22 protein-coding genes are annotated in these 24464 nt (G+C 55.1%); 15 read left to right on the top strand and 7 right to left on the bottom strand.

The window, feature by feature from the left end; genetic code table 11:
• The first annotated feature begins 4 nt into the window (after nucleotides 1-4).
• The 6 genes from LC059_RS18125 (at nucleotide 5) to LC059_RS12125 (ending at nucleotide 2618) form a co-directional block, all read left to right on the top strand.
• Nucleotides 5-88, top strand: a complete 84-nt coding sequence (locus LC059_RS18125; RefSeq protein ID WP_226704578.1) for an IS3 family transposase — start codon at nucleotides 5-7, stop codon at nucleotides 86-88.
• A gap of 43 nt (nucleotides 89-131) precedes the next feature.
• Entirely contained in the window at nucleotides 132-500 is a 369-nt protein-coding gene (locus LC059_RS12105; protein WP_226704125.1) for a hypothetical protein, read from the top strand.
• A 183-nt stretch (nucleotides 501-683) separates the two neighbouring features.
• Nucleotides 684-1118 (top strand): hypothetical protein, encoded by a 435-nt coding sequence (locus LC059_RS12110; protein WP_226704126.1) that lies wholly within the window; start codon nucleotides 684-686, stop codon nucleotides 1116-1118.
• A gap of 107 nt (nucleotides 1119-1225) precedes the next feature.
• On the top strand, nucleotides 1226-1531 hold the full coding sequence (locus tag LC059_RS12115) for a hypothetical protein (RefSeq protein WP_226704127.1): 306 nt from the start codon (nucleotides 1226-1228) through the stop codon (nucleotides 1529-1531).
• Nucleotides 1532-1730: 199 nt separating this feature from the next.
• Nucleotides 1731-2105, top strand: a complete 375-nt coding sequence (locus LC059_RS12120; RefSeq protein ID WP_226704128.1) for a hypothetical protein — start codon at nucleotides 1731-1733, stop codon at nucleotides 2103-2105.
• A gap of 114 nt (nucleotides 2106-2219) precedes the next feature.
• A complete protein-coding gene (locus LC059_RS12125; protein WP_226704129.1) occupies nucleotides 2220-2618 on the top strand; it encodes a hypothetical protein in 399 nt (132 codons plus the stop codon).
• 1090 nt (nucleotides 2619-3708) lie between these two features.
• On the opposite strand, the gene LC059_RS12130 is transcribed toward LC059_RS12125, so the two are convergent.
• The gene (locus LC059_RS12130; protein WP_226704130.1) at nucleotides 3709-4416 is read right to left on the bottom strand and encodes an alpha/beta fold hydrolase; all 708 of its coding nucleotides are present in this window, start codon (nucleotides 4414-4416) and stop codon (nucleotides 3709-3711) included.
• Between the two features lie 957 nt (nucleotides 4417-5373).
• On the opposite strand from LC059_RS12130, the gene LC059_RS12135 reads away from it, so the two are divergent.
• Entirely contained in the window at nucleotides 5374-6363 is a 990-nt protein-coding gene (locus LC059_RS12135) for a hypothetical protein (RefSeq protein WP_226704131.1), read from the top strand.
• A 14-nt stretch (nucleotides 6364-6377) separates the two neighbouring features.
• Here LC059_RS12135 and LC059_RS12140 read toward each other — a convergent pair whose 3' ends face one another.
• On the bottom strand, nucleotides 6378-8216 hold the full coding sequence (locus LC059_RS12140) for a DUF885 domain-containing protein (RefSeq protein ID WP_226704132.1): 1839 nt from the start codon (nucleotides 8214-8216) through the stop codon (nucleotides 6378-6380).
• Nucleotides 8217-8420: 204 nt separating this feature from the next.
• Here LC059_RS12140 and LC059_RS12145 point away from each other — a divergent pair, with 204 nt between their 5' ends.
• Entirely contained in the window at nucleotides 8421-8765 is a 345-nt protein-coding gene (locus tag LC059_RS12145) for a 4a-hydroxytetrahydrobiopterin dehydratase (RefSeq protein WP_226704133.1), read from the top strand.
• Between the two features lie 128 nt (nucleotides 8766-8893).
• Complete coding sequence (locus tag LC059_RS12150; RefSeq protein WP_226704134.1) at nucleotides 8894-9124, top strand: DUF1272 domain-containing protein; 231 nt, start codon at nucleotides 8894-8896, stop codon at nucleotides 9122-9124.
• A 39-nt stretch (nucleotides 9125-9163) separates the two neighbouring features.
• On the opposite strand, the gene LC059_RS12155 is transcribed toward LC059_RS12150, so the two are convergent.
• Nucleotides 9164-9922, bottom strand: coding sequence for a TlyA family RNA methyltransferase (locus LC059_RS12155; RefSeq protein ID WP_226704135.1), 759 nt, complete (start codon nucleotides 9920-9922; stop codon nucleotides 9164-9166).
• 154 nt (nucleotides 9923-10076) lie between these two features.
• Between LC059_RS12155 and nhaA the strand changes: the two genes are divergently transcribed.
• The 3 genes from nhaA (at nucleotide 10077) to LC059_RS12170 (ending at nucleotide 13804) form a co-directional block, all read left to right on the top strand.
• Nucleotides 10077-11594 (top strand): Na+/H+ antiporter NhaA, encoded by a 1518-nt coding sequence (gene nhaA, locus LC059_RS12160; protein WP_226704136.1) that lies wholly within the window; start codon nucleotides 10077-10079, stop codon nucleotides 11592-11594.
• 20 nt (nucleotides 11595-11614) lie between these two features.
• On the top strand, nucleotides 11615-12673 hold the full coding sequence (locus LC059_RS12165) for an alpha/beta hydrolase (protein ID WP_226704137.1): 1059 nt from the start codon (nucleotides 11615-11617) through the stop codon (nucleotides 12671-12673).
• Between the two features lie 75 nt (nucleotides 12674-12748).
• Nucleotides 12749-13804 (top strand): peptidase M42, encoded by a 1056-nt coding sequence (locus LC059_RS12170; protein ID WP_226704138.1) that lies wholly within the window; start codon nucleotides 12749-12751, stop codon nucleotides 13802-13804.
• A 21-nt stretch (nucleotides 13805-13825) separates the two neighbouring features.
• Here the strand turns inward: LC059_RS12170 and LC059_RS12175 are convergent, their stop codons facing one another.
• Nucleotides 13826-14257, bottom strand: coding sequence for a hypothetical protein (locus LC059_RS12175; protein WP_226704139.1), 432 nt, complete (start codon nucleotides 14255-14257; stop codon nucleotides 13826-13828).
• A gap of 219 nt (nucleotides 14258-14476) precedes the next feature.
• On the opposite strand from LC059_RS12175, the gene LC059_RS12180 reads away from it, so the two are divergent.
• The gene (locus LC059_RS12180) at nucleotides 14477-16840 is read left to right on the top strand and encodes a M1 family metallopeptidase (protein ID WP_226704140.1); all 2364 of its coding nucleotides are present in this window, start codon (nucleotides 14477-14479) and stop codon (nucleotides 16838-16840) included.
• A 26-nt stretch (nucleotides 16841-16866) separates the two neighbouring features.
• Nucleotides 16867-17361, top strand: a complete 495-nt coding sequence (locus LC059_RS12185) for a DUF6702 family protein (RefSeq protein ID WP_226704141.1) — start codon at nucleotides 16867-16869, stop codon at nucleotides 17359-17361.
• 93 nt (nucleotides 17362-17454) lie between these two features.
• Here the strand turns inward: LC059_RS12185 and LC059_RS12190 are convergent, their stop codons facing one another.
• The 3 genes from LC059_RS12190 to mltF form a co-directional block, all read right to left on the bottom strand.
• Nucleotides 17455-17736 carry a PepSY domain-containing protein gene (locus tag LC059_RS12190; protein ID WP_226704142.1) on the bottom strand — a complete coding sequence of 94 codons (282 nt, stop codon included), beginning with the start codon at nucleotides 17734-17736 and terminating at the stop codon, nucleotides 17455-17457.
• A 27-nt stretch (nucleotides 17737-17763) separates the two neighbouring features.
• A complete protein-coding gene (locus tag LC059_RS12195) occupies nucleotides 17764-18264 on the bottom strand; it encodes a hypothetical protein (protein ID WP_226704143.1) in 501 nt (166 codons plus the stop codon).
• A gap of 199 nt (nucleotides 18265-18463) precedes the next feature.
• On the bottom strand, nucleotides 18464-19945 hold the full coding sequence (gene mltF, locus LC059_RS12200) for a membrane-bound lytic murein transglycosylase MltF (RefSeq protein WP_226704144.1): 1482 nt from the start codon (nucleotides 19943-19945) through the stop codon (nucleotides 18464-18466).
• 566 nt (nucleotides 19946-20511) lie between these two features.
• Here mltF and purL point away from each other — a divergent pair.
• On the top strand, nucleotides 20512-24390 hold the full coding sequence (purL, locus tag LC059_RS12205) for a phosphoribosylformylglycinamidine synthase (RefSeq protein WP_226704145.1): 3879 nt from the start codon (nucleotides 20512-20514) through the stop codon (nucleotides 24388-24390).
• Nucleotides 24391-24464: the final 74 nt, after the last annotated feature.

Genomic DNA, 24464 nt, shown 5'->3' on the forward strand with positions numbered 1-24464 from the left:
ATACATCGAGGTTTTCTACAATAGAACTCGAAGGCACTCCGCATTGGGCCATATGAGCCCGGCAGAGTATGAGCGCAAATGCGCATAGTTAGAGTGTCTACTTTTTGTGGGCAAGACCACAGTCCGTACATATGAAACTGATAATTTCCCTATTTTTCATTTTTTTCTTCAGTCCAAATTTGTTGGCCGATACATGGCTTCAAGTTGGAGAAGATGGCTATATGATTGAATGTCCAGATGCAATTGAACTTGAAGAATCGAGATACACAATTTTCAATGATTGCTATGGAGTCGATCCACGGAATCCGGTGGTAGAGATTGGGAGTTATAAGTTATTAGAAAATCAAGTATCTTTTTTTGAAGAATATTCAGGTCATGAATCATTTATATCTATTGGATCTGGCATTCGGAAATTTAAGGTACAAAGAAATGGAAAATCACTCCTTCTAATACGCGGAGAAGAAGTAGTCCATTTCAAGAAGCTAAGTGAGAGCGAGTAGCCACTGCTAACAAGGCCAGGCAGTTTGCTACGGGCCTTCGGCCCTCCGCGGGACAGCTTACCTTGTTCACGTTTTGCGCAGGTCGCTACGCTCCCATTATTGCGCAAAACGCGCACAAGGTAAGCTGCCCCTGCTGGCGGCGTTATAGGTCTTAATTTGCTGCCAAAAAATAGGAATCCTGACGTGTATATCGAATGGCATGAAAAAGTATGCGATAAGATCGATCGCGCTAGGAAGGTCGCAAAAGAAAGGTGGGGGTGGAGTGGTGGTTACTGGTATCCACTTGTTCTCGATCCTAAACCCAATGTTCTAGTATTGGCGCTTGATAGTCAAAAATTAAAGAAAAAATATAGCGAGAAAAAACTTGGAGTATTTTTTTCAAGGTTTTTCTCTGGGCAAAGGATGTATGTCTTCGACCAGTGTGGGCCTGATATGGAAGAGCTAGAATATTCTGTATTTTCATATGATTTCTGGGAGACGATTACTTGCGACTGTCATCTTCAAAATCTAATCTACTGCTCGCATGAGGGAACTATTACTTTAGGTGGGAAGAAACTAGTGTCTGAATTCAAGGGTTTTTGTTCGGCTTATAGTGAATTTTTGGTTGGGTGGGCATGACCTATAACAATCGGCTGTTATCGCCCCTGCGGGGCTGGAACGGCCTTTCCGCTGCTTCGCAGCTACAAGTCCGCCTCAAATCCGGGCGTTATACGTCTAGAGGAAGTATGAAGAAGTACCTAGCTCTATTAATTTTGGGCTTTTGCGTTAATGCTGTCGCAGATGAAAATTTTACAATAAATGTGAATGAATCCAGTTTTTCTATAAATGGTTCGCCCAAAATATTCGATGCGGAGTCATTGTATAAAGAGCTACAAAAAGAAGGCCTAGAGAGTGTTATTCTTGCTATAGATGCATGTGCGGGTCCTGTACAAGTTGCTGATGGGTATGTTGTCCTTAAAAAGCTGAACATAAATAAAATTGAGCTAAAAGGTCTGGGTACGATTGAGCCTGGTGAGTGTAGTAACGTATAACAAGGCGAGGCATTTCGTTCCGGCCCTGCGGGCCTCCGCCGGGCAGCTTACTTTGTGCTCTTTATGCGCAAGTCGCTTCGCTCCAATTTTCGCGCATAAAGCGCCCAAAGCAAGCTGCCGCTGCTCGCGGCGTTATGTTTCGAAGAGTACTTTCATAGCTTCAGAGTAATCTGATTTTCCTTTAGGCCATTGGACATTCATGAACAATATTGAGTTTTTGTTCGGTATTATTGTGGTTGTCGCGATTAGCGTAATCTTTTTCTCAAAGATTATAGGAGGGCGTGTGACAAGGGATTTGTATGATTTGGCTGACCAAGTAGAAACTGAGAGAGATTTTCTAAACTTTCTGAAAGCCCTGATGAATGACTGGGACGGTGATGAGCAGAGGGAAGATTCGGGTAGAGCTTATACCTCCGGACCATATGGTTGGGAGAATGTGCGCATTTCCACCTTTTTGGATGCGGCATTAGCGTGGGGTGAAGCAACTATAGAAGACTCAACAAGCGCCAGCCAGCCGGAAAATCCGTGGAAGAGAGCTGCCCATATCTTGCATGCAGGTAAGTTCTACGAATAAAAACATAACAAGCGGCTGTTATCTGCCCTGCGGGGCTGGGACAGCCTTTCCGCTGCTTTGCAGCTCCAAGTCCGCCCCAAAGCCGGGCGTAAACAGTCACAAGGAAAAAATTCAGTGATTAAAAAGATATCTACACATTTACTTGCTCTAGTTGTTGGTGCTGCATTGGTTTACTCGCTGACCGCAATATCTCAACCAAATCTTAAGAAAAGCTCATCATTCGACCTGTCAATCGTGGTGTATCAATTAGCTGAAGAGCTTATGGAACCCACCCAGATTTCTACAGATGCTGAGTTTATGACCGTTATGGATTCCAAGCATGGAAAGCGTGTTTCTATATCTTTAAAGCAAGCAGAGCCCAAAGTATCAGCTTCCATCGATTACTTTGATTTAACGGTCAATGGAGAGTCTATAAAAATTGATTCAAATGGTACTGCAGTAGTAGACGATATTTTGGTTGTCCTGGTAGATCACTCCAAGTACGGAGAGAAGTCAGGTCCCGCAGCTAGGTAATGGTTAACAAGGCCGGGGAATTTGCTACGGGCCTGCGGCCCTCCGCGGGACAGCTTATGAATATGAGAATGTTCGAGTTTGATCTAGAGGATTGTGATTCCTGTGGCTTGATTCTCAGGTTTGAGTCAGGGATTACATATTCTTGCTATAGTCTTCAGAATGACGATTGGCAGGAACATACCATTGCCTCCGAAAGTGGTCTTTTGGTTCCGCTTTTTTATCTAACGGGTGACCGTGATTCTGAAGTCCGCTTCATATAAAGATTGAATCAACTATTAAGATCGCGTTCCATAAGTACCCCGGATGAAGGATTAATCGCCATTAATAGACTGTTTTCCGATTTTAAAGAAACATCAATGATTTCTATCGATGACAAAAAAATTGAATGTACGAAAGGCATTGAGAAGGGTTGGCTTTACGGTACGGTGAATACTCAGGAATGTAAGCACTTTGAGGCACATGGAGAAGAATCGATGCGAGGCGTACTTTTTTGGCCCGCTTAGAAAAGCTAACAAGCGGTTGTAGTTGCCGAGAAAAACGCGGCTGGGATAGCTTGTGGTACGCCCCAGCTGCCCCTAAACCGAGTACATGCGTGAAAATTAAAAATACAAGTGAAAAAAATAATGCCGATCATTTTCAGTCTTGTGGTATCGATCAATGCATCTTGTGCAAGTCTCTCTATGGCCGAAGAGATGGTCAAAGAAAGTAAAAAACTGAATATCATATTACTGACGGCGGGAATTTTGATTCTGGCTGCATAGATCGTGAAGCCGAAGATTTTTCAAAGTTCTTTATGTTGAAGAAGTTAGAAAATGGATACCACTTTCAACTGAAATGTTCGAAGTTACTTTAGAAAAGTACGCCAATAGCGTAAGTGTGGAAAGCACAGAAGTATATGATCCAGATGTTAAAGCAGAGGGGGCTCTTGCTCTTGTATTTGATCGTGTGGTCGTTGAATGTATCGCGCTGAGACAGGTATAACAAGGCGCTATTGTGATTCGAAGTAATGCAAGCTGAGATACCTGACATGCAAAAGGCGGTTCACCATGTGGTGGCCCGCCTTTTTTATGAGATCTGTTTAAATTGATATTTACTTGATCAGAGAGTATTGCTTGCTGCTCGTGTATTTCTGCAGGCCGAAATGTCCATAGTTGTAGGTGTAACTCGCGTTTTCACCCTGAATTCGACTGGAGTGTTTACCGTTCACGAGGCATGTGCCAGTGACACAAACGATCTGGTCGGCATAGCTCTTGATGGAATAGACGCGGTTGGCGATCTTGCGTCCGTAGAGCCAGTCCAGAAACGGGCTGGATACAGAGAGGCCATTCGTTCCGCAGGTGCTGGTCGTTACGTTGAAGGGATACACACCACAGCTCCAAAGTCCCCGGTATGCGCCCGCAACCCCGACGAAAGAGTCGATATTTCCTGTACGCCCTTGATCGATAATGACCTTCGCGGCCAAGGTAACGCCCATGGAGTGGCCAATCACGTCGATCTTTCCTGTGCATGAACTCTGAATAGCGCTATTGATGGCATCGCGCACCGGTGTCTCTTCACTGCCGCTGTGGTTATTGCATGCTGCGCAGCTTTTTGTCCCCCAGCTTGGGCGATAGATCTGGCTGGATGCGTATCCTTCGGCTAACAGTTTGTTGTACGTGTTGTTCCAGTCTGATGGCTGGCCGGTGTTTCCGTGTACCAAAACGACATTATCGACGCAGGCTGCGTGAGCCTTTTCGGTTGGAAGCGCCGCCACGACACACAGTGCTAGAAGAAGGTACAGCGATGAATATTTAGACATTATTTTCTCTCCGCTATTTAACGTTATACCGAGCTAGCGCTCGGAGCTTCAAATCTGGAGAGGAAGCATGGAGGAAGCTATTAGACTTAAGTAGCAGATTTTTTGTGCCACTTTCTTAGCCCAAGGTTTGCCATATGCCAAAAGATAGACCGAACTGCGCTGTAGCAAAGGAGCTTTACGATGCTTTTCTCGCCGGTGACCTCCAGGCGATATATGCGCTACTAGACGCACGTATTGAGTGGGAGCTTGTCGGCCCCGCGGAGGTCCCTCATTTCGGTGTATATCGTGGCCTGGACGAGGTGAAGCGATTTTTTCTATCATCGGGCAGATAAATCGGGTCGAGTCCTTTGAAGTTCTTTCCTGTACGGAGACGGAGAAGGGAGCCTATGTCGAATGTCGGGGGCGCGGTCACTTCAAAGGGCATCCGAAGCATTTCGAGATACGGTCCTGTCAGATATTGGATATCGAGGATCGGCGTATCATTCGATTTCGTATCTATCAAGATGCGGCGCAGATGGTGGATGCATAGCGTTCGTGATTGTACAGAAGAGACCGGGGGCACTGCGTCCATGTCACTGAGCCTGGTCTTGCGCATATACAGATATACGATAAATCGGCGCTTAAAGTTACTCGACTTTTCCCTCACCCATTGAATTGAAAGTTTTGCGGCGTATAGTGCGCACTCTCTCAATTCAACCAATTAACCCAACCAATGGAGGCTCGAATGTTCAGACAATTTGAAATTGCTGTCGCGCTGGGTCTGCGTGGTTGCGGTCTTTGTGTTCGCTGAACGCTTCCCGATCCAGTTTTCCGATAGCAGTCTGACATTTCCCGCAAGTGCGGAATCCCTCTGAAAAATTTACGTATGCCCAGTTAGGCGGTACGCGTGTGCGTTTGGCCTAAGTTCAGGGCTTTCCGGAGGGCGGGCGTTGCCCGTCGTTGCGAAAGAAAATTGTTATGGAAAATCAAGAACTGGATATGGTGTTGGATTGCCTTGGCAATCACCGCCGCACCTATCGCTATTTCAAAGACAAATATTGCCTTGATCTCATTGCTGAAGAGTTCTCAGTAGCGAAGGAGGATGAGATGCCTCTGCACGCGCTTCGGCAGGGGCGCTGGGCAAAATTTTTGCACAAACCCCTGTTGAAATCGCTCCTTGCAGATTGCGGCAGCGGGAAATTGCGTCTTGACCAGTTGGTGTCGGTGTATCACCCCAAGCAGTATGTATTCAATCTGTCTTTGGGTAAGTGGTATCGATCGTGTCGCTGTTGTCAGCAGACCTCTCGCCCGGGAGGTAGCCTGGTGTTGCAGCTTAACTTTGAGCGACGTCACAATCGGGTCTATGAACAACTGTTGGATCTAAGTTTTCTGGACGAGTACGAGCGACAGCACTTTAATGCCAAGGTAGATATTGACGGCTACAGCGGCCACCCGGTCAATCGCGTGCGGGGATATACCATGTCCTGGGTTCGACTCGATCTAGATCTCGACCGTGGCGAGTGCCTGATTGAGGAGGTGCAAAATGATTGGCTGCGTGATGCCGCGCGGCTGGCAAAATTCTTCACGGTATCCCTGCGAAAAGAGCGGGTTGCCGCTCTAGAGGCGAGCAATCCACAGTTCCGAGGGCAATACGAGGAGTTTGTCCGTTACGAAAATGAGGTTTTAAAGCCCTACCGTGGGATATGGGCAGAAGCGTCCTTGGCTGCAGTGCTCGAATTTTTACGCAAAGAAGTCGGTTCGCTGGACATCTACTATCACACCGCGGACTCTGGTGCGCGTCTCAAGGGCATTAAAAACTACTTTCCTCCGAAGTCGCTGTATTCCAGTCTTCCTGAAAAGTTTGGTTTCCAGCTCACGGAGCAGGTGCCAGATATGTTGAAGAGTAACCGAGTCACTCGCCGTTGTTTGAAAGCAATTAAGGAGCCGGTAAAGTTTTACCGGCTCTGATTTCTCCGGGATGCTTATGCCTTGATGTCGGCCAGCATCAATTCCCGAATCACCGGCACAGGCGCGTTGCCGTAGCTCAGGAACTTCTCATGAAATTTCTTGAGGTCAAAGTCATCGCCCTGAATCTCCTTGATTTCATCTCGCAGCGCCATGATATCCATGTAGCCCGCAAAATAGCTGGTGAGCTGTACCTGGCTCAGTGTGGCACGGCGCCATTTTCCCATGGCTTCGGTTTTCTGCTGGAAGGCCTGTTTCATCAGCAGGTCCATGGCCTCCTGTTCGGTCATGCCTTTGACCTGAATGGAGTAGTCGAGGATGGTGTTGACCACGGTGCGCAGGTTCCATTTGTAATACATCATCCAGAGTTCGGGCGAAAAGTCCCCGTAGCCGGCTTCCAGCATCATGCGCTCGGTATAGACAGCCCAGCCTTCGATCATGGCGCCGTTGCCGAAGATGTTTTTAATCAAGCTGGGTGACTTGTTGGCGTACACCAGCTGGGTGTAATGTCCGGGAATGGCCTCGTGGATGTTAAGGATCTGCATCAGGTAAGTGTTGTACTCACGCAAAAAACTCTCGGCGCGGTCGTCTGGCAGGTCCTCTACCGGCATGACGTTGTAGTAGGTATTGGCACCTGTATCGTAGGGGCCGGGGGCATTGATGGAGGCCACGGCGAAGCCACGCATATAGGGTGGGGTGGTGCGCACGACCAGAGGTTTGTCCGGGTCGAGTGTCAGTAGGTCTTTCTCGTTAACGAATTGCACCAGTTCGGGAATCTGCGCTTCCACGGAGGCTTTGAAGTCTTCCTTGGTGGCGTGGTTCAGCGAAAGCTTCTCCAGTACCCGGGAAATTTTTTCCAGAATGTCATCTGGCTTTTTCTCGGTTTCAAAATACTTTGGCCAGAGCTTGTCTGCCAGCTCGTCCATTTTCAGGTGCAAACGGTCTTTCTCTTTCAGGGCGCGCTGGTAGAGTTCTTCGCCGCTCATGCCGATCTGGATGTCGTAGGCAAACTTCTCCTCATACAGTTTTTCGCCGATGCGAAAATCGTGAAAGCTGTCCGCCTTTTCCATTTTTGTGTGCAGGTTGTGGAGGTGGGCGACATAGTCTTCTATCGCCTCGCGCGTGGTCGCCAGACGGCTTTTGAACAGCTCTTTTTCCTTGTCAGACAAGCCACTAGTGGCCAGTGTTTTCTCCGTATCTTCGCCAAAAACGGATTGTGCTCCCTCGTTCTGCTGGATTGCGAGAATCAGTTGTGGTGATGCCGGGTTCTGGAGCGACTGTTTTGCGGCGGCGTAGTAGGCCGGAACCAACTGCATCCGATTGCTGAACGAGCGCAACCTGTCCTCGAGTGGTGCATAGTCTGTATTGAGGATCAGGGCAAAACCGTGGGAGACGTTGTAGTTCGCAGGGTTCCACTCATGGGGCTTGAAAACGTTCAATTTCCACACGGTTTCGTCGAGAAAGTTATGGATCAGCGCCAGGTCTGTCCTGGCATTGTCGCTGAGTTGCTCGGGCTTGAAGCGTGAAAACTCATTGCGGTATTCACGGGCAAAGCCGAGTACTTTTTGCCGGTAGTTATTGTCCGGTGCCTCGAGACGTTCGGCGACCTGATAGTAGCCATTGCTGATAGCCCAGGAGGGGAACAGGTGCCACATGCGTTCCACCATCTGCTTGCTGAGCTGCTGGAACTCCTTTTCTGTTGTTGTGCTGGCTTCCCTGACGGGTTTCTGGTTAGCGGTCACTTCGCTTGAGGAGAGTTTGCTGGCGTCGGCTTTGCCAGTGCCTGTGTTGTCTGTTTTCTCTCCACATCCATACAGGGCGGTGGCCAGCAGCAGGGCTGTTATTAGGTACTTCATAGGGAATCTCGAACTATTGGCGGAATCTGCTCAAAAACTAGCACAGTCGACTTATAGTTATCGCTTGTTGCGGCATTTATTTTGTGTGATCCAGGTCGCCTTGTTTCACATTGGGCCGGGGGCTAAAGTGGCAAAACCTGAATTTGTGGCCGAGTGCCGCGATTCTAACCGAACATATTTGTATTGTTATCAAAGGAGTCTGATATGACAGAACTGGCAGCACAGGCGTGTGAAGCCTGCAGGGCTGACGCACCGCTGGTCTCGGATGAGGAGCTGGCTGAACTGATCCGGGAAATTCCGGACTGGACACCGGTTACCCGGGATGGCGTGATGCAGCTGGAGCGGGTGTTCAAGTTCCGCAATTTCAAGCAGGCGCTGGCGTTCACCAACCGGGTTGGTGAAATTGCCGAGGAGGTGGGCCACCACCCGGCGCTGCTTACCGAGTGGGGCAAGGTCACAGTGACCTGGTGGAGCCACGAGGCCGGTGGCTTGCACAAGAATGATTTCATTATGGCGGCGCGGACCGACAAGCAGCTAGACGCGGATTAGACACCTGTCGGAGTCCGCGTTGCATGCCTGATTCATCAGCGCTGTAACCCCGGCGGCGGAAGCTGCCGGGTGTTCATGAGATCTGTCAGATTTATTCGGCCGATAACATGTAAGAAAGAAGGATCACAATGCTGAAGATGAAAGCCACGTGCGAGCGTTGTAGTGCAAAGCTCGGCCTTTCCGATCAGGCCTTTATCTGTTCCTACGAATGTACTTTCTGCCCCCAGTGTACGGAAGAGCTGAAGCAGGAATGCCCAAACTGCCAGGGTAATCTGGTTTTGCGTCCATTCCGTCGCAGTTCCCCCACCGAAGTGGCCAAGTCCGGCTTTAAAGCGAAGTTGGAAACCATTCTTTCCTGAGCGCTCCCCAGCTATCCGCGGCAGCGCCGCCGGAGCGGTTTACTGGCGCTTCTGGGCCCACAGCAAAAACTCCCGGTTGCCATCGCCACCGGTAATGGGGCTCTCCATATAGTCTTGGATCTTGAGATCCAGTTCGTCACACAGCGCGTAAATCTTTTCCTGTACACCCTGATAAAGCGCCGGGTCGCGGACCAGTCCGCCTTTACCAATGCCTTCGGGGCCCACCTCGAACTGGGGTTTGACCAGGCTCAGCAGGTGGCCGCCGGTTTTCATCAGCGGTGGCAGCTGGGGGAGGATCAACGTCTGCGAGATAAAGGAAACGTCCATCACAATGGCGTCGAAGCCATGCTCCCCAAAGGGTGCAATCTGGCCAGCGGTTAGGTGACGGGCGTTCACGCCTTCAAACAGATGCATGCGCGGATCTTCACGGAGTGACTGGGCCAGCTGGTCGTGGCCCACATCCACCCCGACCACCAGTTCCGCCCCCCGTTGCAACAGGCAATCGCTGAAGCCGCCGGTGGAGCAGCCGACATCCAGGGCATGCCAGCCTTTGGGATCGAGGCCGGTATGGTCGAGGATTCCGGCCAGCTTGAGTCCGGCGCGCGAGACATACTTGTCTTCTGGGAGCGCTTCTACCTGGACCCGGGTGTCTTCACTCAGGGACTGACTGGCTTTGGTGGCGGGGCGCCAGTGGTGGCCGTCTGCGATCAGTACGCGCCCGGCATCAATCAGCTTGCGAGCATGGGTTCGCGAGCTGGCGAGTTGCTGCTGGACCAGTAACAGGTCGAGACGGATCATAGTTGGCTCTCGCTATAGTTTGGGGACATTTAGTATGGAGTACTGGGGATGGTGGTCGCTTCGGCTGCCATGCTAACCTCTGCCCCCCAAACAGAGAAGACTCTGTCAGACCTGCAATATCATTTCGAAACCGAATAACAGGAGTTGGCTTTAGATGGCGAAAAATATGCTGAGCAAGTTCAGGGTGCGCAAGGGGAAGGTGTTCGAAGCCCCGTTGGAAAACGCATTCGGCCGCCTGGTCACGCCATTTGAAGAATTCATCCATCGCCAGAGCAGCAGTGGTCTGCTGTTGATGGCCTGTGCGGTTATCGCGCTGATTATTGCGAACTCCCCCTGGCAGGAAGCCTACAAGCACATTTTGCATTTGCCGGTCAGTTACAACTTTGGTGAGTGGTCGCTTTCCATGAGCTTCCACCACTGGATCAATGACGGCCTGATGGCCATCTTCTTCCTGTTGGTAGGTCTGGAATTGAAGCGGGAGTTCCTCGTCGGCGAGCTCTCTGAGATGAAGCATGCGGTGCTGCCGATTATGGCGGCAATCGGCGGTATGGTCGTACCCGCGCTGATCTTTTACGCGCTCAATGGGGGAACACCGTCAGAGCGCGGATGGGGTATTCCCATGGCGACGGATATTGCTTTCGCGGTCGGTTGTATCGCTATTCTGGGCAATCGCGTACCCCGTGCCGTAGTCACCTTCCTTGTTGCGCTGGCGATCGTGGATGACCTCGGTGCCATTCTGGTCATTGCCATCTGGTATACGGAAAAGGTGAATATGCTGGCGCTGATGGGCGCTTTCATTCTGGTGGCGATTCTGTGGCTGCTTAAGTTTGCCGGTGTTCGCCGGTCTCCTGCCTACATATTTGTGGGTATCGTGCTGTGGTACGACCTGTATATCACCGGGGTGCATGCGACGCTCGCAGGTGTTATCACAGCGATGGCGATCCCCGCGAAACCGAAGTACGACCCAGTTGCCTTCAGTACTTTTGTGAAGGACATCATTCGTAGTTTTGACCGCTGCTTCCGCCCGGGCGACAAGATTATTGCCAACGACGCACTCCGTGCCCGGGTTACGGCACTGGATAACGGCATTCATCTGGTGCAATCACCGTTGCAGCGTATGGAGACCCGCCTGCACACGCCGGTGGCATTTATTGTGGTGCCTATATTCGCGCTCGCCAACGCCGGTATCCCGATCGATAGCTTCACCAGCTCCGAAGCGGTATTCAATCCTCTCACCCTCGGTGTGATCTGTGGCCTGGTGTTCGGCAAGCTGATCGGTATCGTTGGCGCAACCTGGATCGGTTGGCGTTTGGGGTGGGGGGATCTTCCCAAGTCCGCTACCTTCCATCACATTATTGGCGTCGCTCTTCTTGGTGGGATTGGTTTCACCATGTCGATCTTTATCTCCGAGCTGGCATTTGCGGGCCAAAACGAGATGCTGATCCAGGCCAAGGCCGGGGTTCTGCTGGCTTCGATTATTGCGGGTGTTTCCGGGTTCCTGGTATTGCGCCGGGCACCTATTGAGGAATCCACCCAGGGCGATCAGGCATCTCAATCGGACTCGCCGACCTCGGAAACAAAGCCGGGTCAGAGCAAGGCGCAGGACGGTGAACATGGGGCAGGTGAGGATTCTGTCGAAGAGCACAAAGACGGGCACCGCAAGTTGCCGTGAGACAAGCTCTCGGTGTGAATATGAATAAATCCGGGCAGCGGGGATTCCGCTGGATGCGTTCGTCAGTAATGACATTGGCCGCATTGGCGCTGCTGCAGCCCGGTCTGACCTATTCCGCGGTCAGCTTCCCGGTGGACAATTCCTACAATGTCCAGTCCGCCTTTGAGAAGGCCCGGAAACAGTACCCGCAGTTTCCTGTCGCGATTGCCCGGGTGGAACTCGCGAAAGGCAATCTGGTGGAAAGGGACCTGGTTTATCGACAGGTCGGTGAGCGCGCCCTGCACATGGATATTTTCCGGCCGGGATCCCTGGGCGCTGGCACCAAGCGCCCGGCAGTTCTGTTGGTTCACGGTGGTGGCTGGCGTTCAGGCAATCGCCACTTGCAGGAGCCGATGGCGAAGTATCTCGCCAACCGGGGGTTTGTTTCCGCAACAGTGGAATACCGGCTTTCCCCGGAGGCACGGTATCCTGCGGGTGTGCAGGACCTGAAAGCCGCACTTGGGTGGTTGCGGGATAATGCCGGCGAATACGGCATTGACCCTCAACGTATAGCCATTCTGGGGGCTTCTTCCGGCGCGCAGATGGCAACGCTGGTGGGCGTGACCCCTGGGCTAAAGGTGTACGAAACATCGGCCTCTATCAGCAAGGATTCCGTTCAGGCCATCGTGAACCTGGACGGCGTGGTGAGCTTTACCACGCCCATGGCCCTGAAGTATGAAAATGCGCCCCATAAAAATCCCTCGGCTGCGGGTGCCTGGTTTGGGGGGCGCTACGAAGACGTGCCGGAACTCTGGCGCGAGGCATCGCCGCTGGAATACGCTGGCGCCGGTTCACCCCCGACACTGTTTATCAATAGCAGCCATCCCCGTTTCCATGCCGGGCGCGACCAGTACATCGATCGCCTGGCCGCGCACAATGTACCCACTAAAGTGATGACTCATGATGTGTCACCACATCCGTTCTGGCTGTTTCAGCCATGGTTTGATCATACCTCACACATCGTTGCGGACTTTCTTGAGACGTCCCTTGAGGCGACCCTCGAGCCGTCCCTCAAGCAAGTGAAAAGTAACCGAAAATAACTGTCGCACTGGATCATTTCTGCTCGCTATACTCGCGCCAGAATGCCCGCAAGCGGCATTAAAGGAAGGTGGAGAATGCAACAGGCCGAACAGTTTATCGATCTGCTCAAATTACTGGTGCGCAGCCCCAGTGTGGTAGGGGCGGAACACTCGTTCTTTCGGGTATTGCAGCGGGAGCTTGAGGAGCGTGGCGCCAATGTAACCTGGTACGAGGGGTTGCTGGTCGCACAGGGGCAGCGCCCCAACAGCGCCAAGTTTTCCGCGCATATCGACCGCCACGGCCTCATCTGCACCGGCCCCAATGAATTCCAGTACGCCGCCTTTGTTTCCGGCCGCCGCTCGGACCTGCTGGGCAACTCGGTGTCGGAAAAGCTGATGACGAAGATCGTCGACCGCTTCCAGGGCGTCAACGTTACGGCTTACGAACCCTGGTCCGGCTCCTATTTCGGATCTGGAATAATCCGCCGCGCTTATGTCTGCGGTTACCGCAACAACCTCATCTTTGAAGTGGCAGGGTTGGAGCACGTGGTGGCGGGTACGCCGGTGGCCTTTACCGACCGGCTGGAAATCAACGACGGAATTCTCAGTGCCCAGCTGGATAATGTGCTGACAGCCGCGCATCTGGTGCACCTGTACAGTCTCGGTTTCCAGGGCACGGCGTTCTTTACCGCTCAGGAGGAGTCCGGCAGCAGCTGGCGTTATCTGCTGGAGTGGTTCCGCCGTTTTAACGGCGGCACTGACAGGCTTATCGTGGTGGATACCAGCCCTTATCCGGACCGGGCGACCGCGGATGCGCAGCAGGTGGTGTTGCGCCGTCGGGACGCCAACGCCAGGTTCCACCCGGAAACCACCGCGCGCCTGGCACACCTGTGTGAGGAACAGGGCATTTCCTACAGCTACAAAGATAGCTATATCGAAGCGCTGAACCAGAAGGCTGTGGCAGAGGGGCTGGAACCCCAATCCTTCGGTAGTACCGAGCTGGGGCGGATAGTGAGTGCTTCGTCCGGGTACGTACAGGGCACCACACTACAGGTGCCAACCACCGGCTACCACACCATGGAGGAGTCTGCCTCGGTGGTGGCGAACAGTGCTTTCAGCGATCTGCTTTGGGCGATTGCCAACGAGCAATAGCGGTTTGAGCTCGACGGGCCGCTAAAACTCGTCGGCTATCTGGTAGCGGTTGCAGCGATTGTTACAGTAGGGCCGGTCCGACCGAATAACGCCAGTTGCCGGGTGTACCGTCAGTTGGCGTTTTTTGTTGCCATGGTAGGCCACCACATTCCAGTAGCCATTGCGAAATTGCACCGGGCCGAAAGTGTGGAATCCGAGCCGCTGCAATTTAGCGCGTACCGCACCTGCACTCAGATCGATTTCGGAGGGTGTGCTGCCGTCCAGGTCCGGCCCGTACAGTTGAGGTGGGATGGATGGGTTGGCAGTAGGGCCTGAAAACTGAAAGTCCTGGGCGCTAAACGGTCCCGCTTGCTGGGCGTGCGTCGTACCACTGGCAATCAGGCCGGCAATCGCAAAGGCTGGTAGCAAGTTAAACAGGTGTTTTGATCGTAAACGCTCGATGGCAAACCGCATGGTATTCCCCAAATTGCCCTTATCTGATGATTGGTAGGCTGGAGAACGGGGAATCCCAAGGGCTCTGTGCCCATGACTGGATATCAAGATAAGCTGGATGAAATATGCGACAAAGCGAGTGACTGACGGGATGGCCCCATGGCCAAGGAATCGCCGGTCACTCGTTGACTGCTAGAATGGCGCGCTATTTATCATTGTGTGTGAGAAATGGCGCTGACTATGACCATAAAGACATTCTGCCGTCACCTGGGCGCGGTACTGGTGGGCTTTACCTGCACCACTGCTGCCTTCGCCGCCGACCCCCTCAACGTCACCGGCGACAAGTTCCGCCAGCTGGACGAGCTGCTCCCCACCCCGAATACCTACCGTGCCGCCTCCGGTGCCCCGGGGCATGAGTACTGGCAGCAGCAGGCGGACTACGACATCAAGGTCTCCCTGGACGACGACAAGCAGCGCATCACTGCCTCCGAAACCATCACCTACAAGAACAACTCGCCGGACACCCTGCGCTACCTGTGGCTGCAGCTGGACCAGAATCGGTTCAAACCGAACTCATCCGGTAACCTGGCGGCACCGGTGGATGTGCAGTCCATCGCTCCGGACACCATTCCTTTCCGCAGTTTCCGTCGCGAGGTGGTTTCCGCGGAGTTTGAGGGTGGCTACCAGATCACCAAGGTAGCGGACGCCCGTGGCCGCGATCTGCCACACACCATCGTCGATACCAACATGCGCATCGACCTCCCACAGCCGCTGAAGTCCGGTGACAGTGCTACTTTCCGGGTGGACTGGGAATACAACATCATCGAGCAGAAAGCCCTGGGCGGCCGCTCCGGCTACGAATATTTCGAGCGCGATGGAAACTACCTGTACGAGATCGCGCAGTGGTTCCCGCGCATGGCGGCATACAACGATGTGAGCGGTTGGCAGAACAAGCAGTTTCTCGGTCGCGGTGAGTTTGCGCTGGAGTTTGGCGATTACCGCGTGGCCATCGAGGTACCGGCGGACCATATTGTTGCCTCCACCGGTGTGCTGGCAAACCCGCAAGACGTGCTCACCCGCGAGCAGCGCGCGCGCCTGAAGCAGGCCGAAACGGCGAAAAAGCCGGTGATGATCGTTACCAAGGAAGAAGCGCTGGAGAACGAGAAAGACCGCGCGACAGGTCGTAAGACCTGGGTATTCGAGGCGGAAAACGTGCGGGACTTCGCCTGGGCCTCTTCGCGTAAATTCCTGTGGGATGCACAGGGTTACAAGAAAGGCGGCACCGATACCATGGCCATGTCTTTCTATCCGGAAGAGGGCACGCCGCTGTGGGACAAGTATTCCACCGAGGCCATTATCCACACCATGGACGTGTACAACCGATACAGCTTCGATTACCCGTACCCGACCTCCATTTCTGTGAATGGCCCGGTTGGCGGTATGGAATACCCGATGATCACCTTCAACGGCCCGCGCCCGGAAATTGATGAAGAGGATCGCGAAAAACGCACCTATTCCCGTCGCACCAAGTATGGTCTGATTTCGGTGATCATCCATGAGGTAGGGCACAATTATTACCCGATGATCGTGAACTCCGACGAGCGCCAGTGGACCTGGATGGATGAGGGCCTGAACACCTACGTACAGTTCCTGGCGGAGCAGGAGTGGGAAGAAAAATACCCTTCGCGCCGCGGCGACGCGCGCAAGATTGTGGAATACATGAAGAGCGAGAATCAGGTTCCGATCATGACCAACTCGGAATCTATTCTGCAGTTCGGCAACAACGCTTACGGCAAGCCGGCCACCGCCTTGAATATCCTGCGCGAATCCATCATGGGGCGCGAGCTGTTCGATTTCGCTTTCCGCGAGTACGCCCAGCGCTGGAAGTTCAAGCGTCCGATGCCGGCGGATTTCTTCCGCACCATGGAAGACGCTTCCGGTATTGACCTTGACTGGTTCTGGCGCGGCTGGTTTTACACGACCGACCACGTGGATATCAGTATCGATCAGGTGAAGCACTACACCGTGGGCACCAAAAACCCGGATGTTGAAAACCCTTGGAAGCGTGAGCGTTTTCTGGAGGAGCCGGAAACGGTCACCGTGCAGAAAAATCGTGCGAACAAGATGACTCGCATCGTGGATGCCAAGCCAGAGCTGTCCGACTTCTACAACGAGCACGATGAATTTGATGTGTCCAATGCGGACCGCAACAGCTACCAGGGCATGCTGGAAGGTCTGGAAGACTGGGAGCGCGATCTGCTGAACGTGGAGAGCAACGTGTATGTACTGGACTTCAGCAATGTTGGTGGTCTGGTGATGCCGATCATTCTTAAACTGGATTACAGCGATGGCTCTTCCGAGGAGCTGCGTATTCCTGCTGAGATCTGGACGCGCAATGCGGCGAAAACTTCGAAGATGCTGGTGCGCGGCAAGGACAAGCTGCTGACGTCGGTTACCGTTGACCCGCACTGGGAAATGGCGGATATCGATGTGGAGAACAATTTCTATCCGCGTCGAATCATCAAGTCCCGTCTGGAGCTGTTCAAAGACGAAGAGTCGCGCAATCTGATGAAGGATTGGGAAGAAGAGCTTAAGGAGGACTGAGTCCTCCATTCAAAGGTATCCGTGTTATGCGACCATTTTTCTCCAAAGTCTTTTTCTGTCTGTCGTTGGCGGTGCTGTTGTCTGCTTCGCAGGCCCACGCCCACCGCTACCACTTCGGTCTGACCGAGCTGTCCGTGAACGAGCGCACCCAGTCCCTGGAAATCGCGCACCGTTTTTTCGTGGCAGATGTGGAGCGGGCGCTGTCGTTGAGTGCGGGCAAGGAAATGCAGGATGCGCAAAAGCAGATGGAGCTCTACGTCAATCAACATTTCCAGATGCGCTCAAAAGCGGGTGAAGTAATCACGCCGAAATGGGTGGGGGTGGAGTCGGATGTGCACGATGTGTGGATCTACCAGGAGATCCCGCTGGCAAAGGTTCAGGGTGAGTCGTTCATGGTACGCCAATCGATGTTGATGGAGATCGAGCGGGATCAGGTAAACACCCTGAATCTGACCCGCGGTGGTGACACGCAGACATTTACCCTGAAGCCGGGCGCCGGTGGTGCCGTGGTCAAGTTTTAGGACTGCCTACGTCCGAAATTCCTCAACGGCACCTCTCAGCCGAACGGCAGCCCTCCCTGGCCGGGAGCGGCTGCCTTTAGGGGCCTGAGGCGGCTAGTCGGTATCTTCTTTGATCTCCAGGATTTCGCCGCTATTGGGGTCCACCTCCAAATCCCATTTCTTTCCCTCTTTGTAAGCCTCTACTTCCCAGCGCCCGTTATCCAGCGATACCTCCACCACCGGTGTATAGCCCTGTTGTTCCAGCTTGGTGACGATGGCTGATAGCGCCATGGCACCGGGTGGGGGCTTTTCATCCGCTGTGCTGGCCTGCGTTGCGGCGACGGCGGCAATGCCGCCGAGGGTTACGGCGAGGAGAGAATTCTTCACATTCTTCATGTATTCCTCCTGTGGGGTTGCAGCGGGTCAGTCGTTGTTGCTCAGGCGCTGCTGCATCATGGCGCACCACTCATCGCTGCCACCGTCCGGTCCGTGAGCGCCATCGCCACCGGTCAGCTTATCCACGGCCATAAACCATTCCGTCGAGCCCACATCCGGCAGACCGGTGGGGTATTGCTCTGCTATGGCTTCGCCTTGTGTGATCATCACCTGAGTGTTGACCCACTCAAACCACTCGGGGGTGCAGGCAGTCACACTCTCGCTGCCGGAGCTGTCGCCTGTTGCGCTGGCACTGTCTCCGCCTGCGTCGTCACCTGAGCCGCTGAGGGCGCCGGTATTGTTCGGGTCGGTCGAGTCAGTAGCCGTACCGCTGTCTGTTTCGGTCGTGGTGGATTCCTCAATCACTTCCATCTCGGTCTGCTGTGTTGGCTCTTGAGTCTGGTCCGGGTCGTTTGTCTCGGACTTGCGACTGCAGCCAGTAATGGCGATGGAGGCGAGTAAGCTGGCGAGCAACAGGTTGCGAATCATATGGACTCCTCTTGAAGATCTTGCGCTGGCGCCGAAAATATCGGGCCGCTGGAAGTAAGCATAGGAGGAATCCTGCGACTTGCATTCATTGTGGTGCTGGTTTGCCAGTCTATGGACTGGCTATAGGGGCGGACACCAACAAAAAATCCCGGGCAAGCCGGGATTTTTAGGGGGAGGGCGCTGCCATGGCAGCTGCAGCTTAGAGAGCGGGGGTGGAGCCTGCTGAGGCCTCGGCGATGGGCGCGTCTGCCAGGGCCTCGCCATCGTCATTGGCGGCGGCTGCGGCCAGGCGCTGCTCCTCGATGCGGCTGGTCCAGGTCAGCAGGGCCTGATAGTGGCGGATGTTCTGCACATAGGTGACCGGTTCCCAGCCTCGCGCGTAACCGTGCTTCAGGTTCTTGTAGTACTGGCGCTTGGCCAGCAGGGGCAGGTGCTCGCGCACATCAGCCCAGCGGTCCGGGTTTCCGCCCAGTTGTTCGGTCAGCACGCGGGCATCTTCGAGGTGGCCATAGCCGATGTTGTAGGCGGCCAGCGCCATCCAGGTGCGGTCTGGCTCGCGGATGCGCTCGGGGATCTTGTTGCGGGCCTGGGCGAAGTAGCGCGCGCCACCGTCGATACTCTCAATGGGGTCGAGGCGGTTAACGCCCATTTCCCGGGCGGTGGCACGGGTCAGCATCATCAGGCCGCGCACGCCGGTGGGGGATTTGGCGCGGGGGTTCCAGTGGGACTCCTGGTAACTGAGGGCCGCCAGCAGTTCCCAGTCCAGCTCATACTTGTTCGCCGCTTTCTGCAGCTCTTCACGCCACTTGGGCAGGCGCTCGCGGGTGAGCTGAGCGAAGGTCTGTGCGCCGCCCACGTTCATTTTGCTGACGTGGCCGAAATACAGCTCGCGTAGCTCTGCCACCAGACCTCCGGTATTGGCCCGCAGCATAAAGTTGCGCGCCGCCCGGTACAGGGTGTCGTCATCGCCTTTGGGGAAGGCCCAGGAAACCGGTTGGAACTGGGTCAGGTTAAAGGCGATGTGGGTATTCGGGTAGAGGCCGCGGTGAACCGCGTAAGCATTGGAGTCCACGATGGCGTAGTGGTATTTGCCCTCGTTGACCATCTCCACCAGTTCCATGGCGTCTACATCGGAAATTTCTTCCCAGTGGAGACCTTCGTAGCGGCTCGAGAGCTTGCGGAGCTGCTCGCCGTGGGCACTGCCAGCGATCACCGCAATGTTTTTACCGGCCAGATCGGCCACGCTGCGGGGGCGCGACTCGCCCAGGCGATAGATGACCTGCTGGCGGATCTCGAAGTAGGAGGGGGCAAAGCGGACCTGCTCGCGGCGCTCGGGGGTTACCGTGAGGCCCGCAGCGGCCAGGTGGGCGCCGGACTCCGGGTTATCCAGCTCGCTGAACAGGTGGCTCAGGTCGTGCACGTCACGGATTTCGAGCTTTACACCCAATTCCCGGGCGAATGCGCGCAGCATGCCGTACTCAAAGCCGGTGTAATTGCCGTTGGCGTCTTCGTAATAGGTGGTAGGACCATTCTGTGAAAGCACCACCAGCTTGCCGGATGCCTTAACCTGCTCGAGCAGGCTCGGCGCCTTGCTGGCCACCAATAGCGAAGCACAACAGGCCAGTGCCGCCCCCTTGAGAAGGCGGCGGCTGTATCGCAACAGTCGGCTTTTCATGATCATAGGTTGTCCCCTCGAGTCCGTTCTCTGCTTTATTTTGGGCGCCCACTCCGAGGAATCGGCGGGGGGTAACCCGCTCCAGAGCGCCATTTCCTGCGGGCGGCGGCTCCATTGCCACCCGCACGCAAAGCCTGTTGTCTATTATTTGCACAGGCTTGGGTCAAAAGCGCGGCAATTTTACCCCAAACTGCTGCGCGCTGACCAATCGGCGGAAAAATCGCTGTCGCACTTTGTGACCGGTCGGCTTGTCTTGCCCCGTCAAGTGTAGTAGTTCGCGCCCACTTGAGGGGCTGTTGCGCCAATCTCAAGAGGTAATTGGCGCCAGATAATGTGTAGCTGTCGTTGAGCGTGGTTGCCTCTTTACTGCTTAACTTGACTGGATTCCGTGGTCGGGCTGCCGACCGTTCTAAACTGCAGCTTTAAAATAGCCCGCGGCAGTGTTGGAGCGGCGGTGCTTCGGGTACAATGCGCGCGCTCCGATTCCCGGTGTACCTGCGTGGCTCCTTCTTTATTGCCCTGAAACTTCCGCCCGCAGGCGCTCAAATCCAGACAAGAGGCCAACTCCCGCGATGCTAGTTCTGCGTGGTGCTCCCGCACTGTCGAAATTCCGCCATCAAAAACTGCTCACCCAACTCCGTGCTTTGCAGCCCGCTGTAGCGGATGTTTACGCCGAGTATGTGCACTTTGCCGACAGCGACAAGCTCGGCAAAAAGGATCAGGCGCTGCTGGAGCGCCTGCTGCAGTACGGCCCTACCGAAGAGAAGCACCAGCCGGAAGGCGAGCTGCTGCTGGTGGTTCCCCGTCCGGGTACCATCTCTCCCTGGTCCTCCAAGGCGACGGACATCGCCCACAACGCGGGTCTGACCCAGATCCACCGCCTTGAGCGGGGTATTGCCTACTACATTACCGGGGTCAAATTAACCGAAGCTGAACGCACGGATTTTGTCGCCCTGCTGCACGATCGCATGGTCGAGAGCGTTTACTCCCAGCTGGAGCAGGCCGAACAGCTGTTCCAAGTGGAAGACGCACGCCCCATGAAGCGCGTGGATGTGCTGGAAGGTGGCCGCGGCGCGTTGGAGCAAGCCAATGTGAGCCTGGGCCTGGCACTGGCAGAGGACGAGATTGACTACCTGCTCACCAGCTTTGAGGAGCTGGAGCGCAACCCCACCGATGTGGAGTTGATGATGTTCGCGCAGGCGAACTCCGAGCACTGCCGCCATAAGATCTTCAACGCCAGCTGGACCATCGATGGCGAAGAGATGCCGCACTCCCTGTTCGGCATGATCAAGAACACCTATCGTCTGGGCGGCGACAACGTGCTGTCCGCCTACGCCGATAACGCAGCGGTCGTAGTTGGCCACGAAGCGGGCCGCTTTTACCCGGACCCGGAAACCAAAGAATACGGCTTCAGCCAGGAGGCCATCCACCTGCTGATGAAGGTGGAAACCCATAATCACCCAACGGCAATTGCGCCGTTTGCCGGTGCAGGTACCGGCGCGGGTGGCGAGATTCGCGATGAGGGCGCGGTAGGCCGTGGCTCCAAGCCCAAAGTGGGCCTGACCGGTTTTACCGTCTCCAACCTGCAGATTCCGGGGCACCTGCAGCCGTGGGAAGTGAACTACGGCAAGCCAGAGCGCATCGTGACCGCACTCGATATCATGATCGAGGGCCCCATCGGTGGTGCCGCCTTTAACAACGAATTCGGCCGCCCCAACATCTGTGGTTATTTCAGAACCTTCGAAGAAGACTTCAACGGCGAGCGCCGCGGGTACCACAAGCCGATCATGCTGGCCGGTGGTTACGGCAATATCCGCGAAGAACACGTGGACAAGCCGGAATTCAAGCCCGGCGCCAAGCTGATTGTGCTCGGTGGTCCGGCGATGCTGATCGGCCTCGGTGGCGGTGCCGCTTCCAGTATGGCCAGCGGCTCCAGCTCGGAAGATCTGGACTTTGCCTCTGTTCAGCGCCAGAACCCGGAAATCGAGCGTCGTTGCCAGGAAGTGATCGACCAGTGCTGGCAGCAGGGCGACAATAACCCGATTGCATTCATCCACGATGTAGGTGCCGGCGGCCTGTCCAATGCCTTCCCGGAACTGGTGAAAGACGGCGGTACCGGCGGCAAGTTCGAGCTGCGCAACGTGCCTTCCGACGAGCCAGGCATGAGCCCGCTGGAAATCTGGTGTAACGAATCCCAGGAACGCTACGTGCTGGCGGTAATGCCGGAAGACCTCGAGCGCTTTGAGAAGATCTGTGAGCGCGAGCGCGCGCCTTTCGCGGTGGTGGGTGAAGCCACCGGCGAGAAGCACCTGACCCTGAACGACAAGCAGTTCGACGCCAAGCCGGTCGACCTGCCCATGTCCGTGCTGTTCGGCAAGCCGCCGAAGATGCACCGTGTGGCGGAGAAGCTGGAAGCAGAAACCAGTGCCTTCGACACCAGCGAAATCGATCTGAATGATGCCGCAGAGCGCGTATTGCGTCTGCCCACCGTGGCCAGCAAGAACTTCCTGATCACCATCGGTGACCGTACCGTAACCGGTCAGGTGAGTCGCGATCAGATGGTCGGCCCCTGGCAGGTGCCGGTAGCAGACTGCGCCGTGACCACTGTGGCTTACGACAGCACCGCCGGTGAAGCGATGTCCATGGGTGAGCGCACCCCGGTCGCGCTGCTGGACGCACCAGCCTCTGGCCGCCTGGCGGTGGGCGAAGCGATCACCAATATCGCCTCGGCGCCCATCAAGCAGCTGTCCGATATCAAACTCTCCGCCAACTGGATGTGTGCCGCCGGCCACCCGGGTGAGGAAGAGAAGCTGTACCGCACGGTAGAAGCCGTGGGTATGGAGTTGTGCCCGGATCTCGGCATTACCATCCCCGTGGGCAAGGACTCCATGTCTATGCGCACCGCCTGGAATGATGGCGGCGTCGACAAGGCGGTAACCGCACCGCTGTCCCTGGTGATCTCCGCATTCAGCCCGGTAACCGACGTGCGCAAAGTGGTAACCCCGCAGCTGCGCAAAATGAAGAAGGGCGAGAGCGAACTGATTCTTGTGGACCTGGGCGCGGGTAAAAATCGCCTGGGCGGTTCCTGTCTGGCACAGGTGTACAGCCAGCTGGGCGACAAGCCTGCAGATCTGGATGATGCCAAGCGCCTCAAGGGCTTCTTTGAAGTCATGCAGGAGCTGCTCGAAGAAGAGAAGGTTATCGCGTACCACGACCGCTCCGATGGTGGACTCTTCGCGACTCTCGCCGAAATGAGTTTCGCCGGGCGCGTGGGCGTCGACGTGGAAATTTATGACCTGGGCGTTGACCCTGTTGCCGCGCTGTTCAACGAAGAGCTGGGTGCGGTGCTGCAGGTTCCGACTGCCGATGCCGACATGCTGGCGATGCGCTTTGCTGCCGTCGGTGTACCGGCGCACCGGATTGGTGAGCTGAACGATAGCGAAAGCCTGCGTATCACCCGTGAAGACCAGGTTATCTTCAACCGCGGCCGCGCCGAACTGCAACAGATCTGGTCCGAGACCAGCTACCGCATTCAGTCCCTGCGTGACAACGCGGATTGCGCTAAACAAGAGTTTGACGCCATCGCCAAGAGCGCCAAGGAAGATCCGGGCCTGTCCGTCAAGCTGTCTTACGACATCAACGAAGATATCGCTGCGCCTTACATCAAGAAGGGTGTGCGTCCGAAGATTGCCATCCTGCGTGAGCAGGGCGTCAACAGCCAGGTGGAAATGGCGCATTCCTTCCACCGCGCCGGCTTTAACGCCGTTGACGTGCACATGAGCGATATTCTTTCCGGTCGCACTGAGCTGGATCAGTTCAAGGGCCTGGTGGGCTGTGGTGGCTTCTCTTACGGTGACGTACTTGGCGCCGGTGAGGGCTGGGCCAAGACCATCCTGTTCAACGATCGTGCCCGCGACCAGTTTGAAGGCTTCTTCAACCGCAAGGACACCTTCGGCCTGGGCGTGTGTAACGGCTGTCAGATGTTCTCGGTGATCAAGGAGCTCATCCCGGGTGCCGACCACTGGCCGCGCTTTGTGCGTAACCTGTCCGAGCAGTACGAAGCGCGCTTTGCGCTGGTGGGCGTGGAAGATTCCCCGTCGGTGCTGTTCAAGGGTATGGCCGGCTCTTATATGCCGGTGGCCGTCGCCCACGGTGAAGGCCGAGTGGAATTCGCCAGCCAGCAGCAGTTGGAAGACTGCGAACAGTCCGGCACCATCGCCATGCGCTACCTGAACAACAACCAGCAGATCACCGAAACCTACCCCGCCAACCCCAACGGCTCGGTGAACGGTATCACCTCACTGTGTTCCGAAGACGGTCGCGTCACCATCATGATGCCGCACCCGGAACGTGTTGCCCGCGCGGTCAGCAACAGCTGGCACCCGGACGACTGGGAAGAGGACTCCGGCTGGATGCGCTTGTTCCGTAACGCACGGGTATTCGTCGACTGATCGAAAGTTACTCCGTGTTACAAGAAAGCCTCGGTTTACCGGGGCTTTTTTGTGTGCGTCATTATGTTGCTGGT

The organism is Microbulbifer elongatus (genome assembly GCF_020524885.1).
GTDB classification, from domain to species: Bacteria; Pseudomonadota; Gammaproteobacteria; order Pseudomonadales; family Cellvibrionaceae; genus Microbulbifer; species Microbulbifer elongatus_A.

What these genes read in the sequence shown, in the direction of transcription:
- LC059_RS12105 (WP_226704125.1), top strand. Translation starts at nt 132, where the DNA reads ATGAAACTGATAATTTCCCTATTTTTCATTTTTTTCTTCAGTCCAAAT.
- LC059_RS12115 (WP_226704127.1), top strand. Translation starts at nt 1,226, where the DNA reads ATGAAGAAGTACCTAGCTCTATTAATTTTGGGCTTTTGCGTTAATGCT.
- LC059_RS12120 (WP_226704128.1), top strand. Translation starts at nt 1,731, where the DNA reads ATGAACAATATTGAGTTTTTGTTCGGTATTATTGTGGTTGTCGCGATT.
- LC059_RS12130 (WP_226704130.1), bottom strand. Translation starts at nt 4,416, where the DNA reads ATGTCTAAATATTCATCGCTGTACCTTCTTCTAGCACTGTGTGTCGTG.
- LC059_RS12135 (WP_226704131.1), top strand. Translation starts at nt 5,374, where the DNA reads ATGGAAAATCAAGAACTGGATATGGTGTTGGATTGCCTTGGCAATCAC.
- LC059_RS12140 (WP_226704132.1), bottom strand. Translation starts at nt 8,216, where the DNA reads ATGAAGTACCTAATAACAGCCCTGCTGCTGGCCACCGCCCTGTATGGA.
- LC059_RS12145 (WP_226704133.1), top strand. Translation starts at nt 8,421, where the DNA reads ATGACAGAACTGGCAGCACAGGCGTGTGAAGCCTGCAGGGCTGACGCA.
- LC059_RS12150 (WP_226704134.1), top strand. Translation starts at nt 8,894, where the DNA reads ATGCTGAAGATGAAAGCCACGTGCGAGCGTTGTAGTGCAAAGCTCGGC.
- LC059_RS12155 (WP_226704135.1), bottom strand. Translation starts at nt 9,922, where the DNA reads ATGATCCGTCTCGACCTGTTACTGGTCCAGCAGCAACTCGCCAGCTCG.
- nhaA (WP_226704136.1), top strand. Translation starts at nt 10,077, where the DNA reads ATGGCGAAAAATATGCTGAGCAAGTTCAGGGTGCGCAAGGGGAAGGTG.
- LC059_RS12165 (WP_226704137.1), top strand. Translation starts at nt 11,615, where the DNA reads ATGAATAAATCCGGGCAGCGGGGATTCCGCTGGATGCGTTCGTCAGTA.
- LC059_RS12170 (WP_226704138.1), top strand. Translation starts at nt 12,749, where the DNA reads ATGCAACAGGCCGAACAGTTTATCGATCTGCTCAAATTACTGGTGCGC.
- LC059_RS12175 (WP_226704139.1), bottom strand. Translation starts at nt 14,257, where the DNA reads ATGCGGTTTGCCATCGAGCGTTTACGATCAAAACACCTGTTTAACTTG.
- LC059_RS12180 (WP_226704140.1), top strand. Translation starts at nt 14,477, where the DNA reads ATGACCATAAAGACATTCTGCCGTCACCTGGGCGCGGTACTGGTGGGC.
- LC059_RS12185 (WP_226704141.1), top strand. Translation starts at nt 16,867, where the DNA reads ATGCGACCATTTTTCTCCAAAGTCTTTTTCTGTCTGTCGTTGGCGGTG.
- LC059_RS12190 (WP_226704142.1), bottom strand. Translation starts at nt 17,736, where the DNA reads ATGAAGAATGTGAAGAATTCTCTCCTCGCCGTAACCCTCGGCGGCATT.
- LC059_RS12195 (WP_226704143.1), bottom strand. Translation starts at nt 18,264, where the DNA reads ATGATTCGCAACCTGTTGCTCGCCAGCTTACTCGCCTCCATCGCCATT.
- mltF (WP_226704144.1), bottom strand. Translation starts at nt 19,945, where the DNA reads ATGATCATGAAAAGCCGACTGTTGCGATACAGCCGCCGCCTTCTCAAG.
- purL (WP_226704145.1), top strand. Translation starts at nt 20,512, where the DNA reads ATGCTAGTTCTGCGTGGTGCTCCCGCACTGTCGAAATTCCGCCATCAA.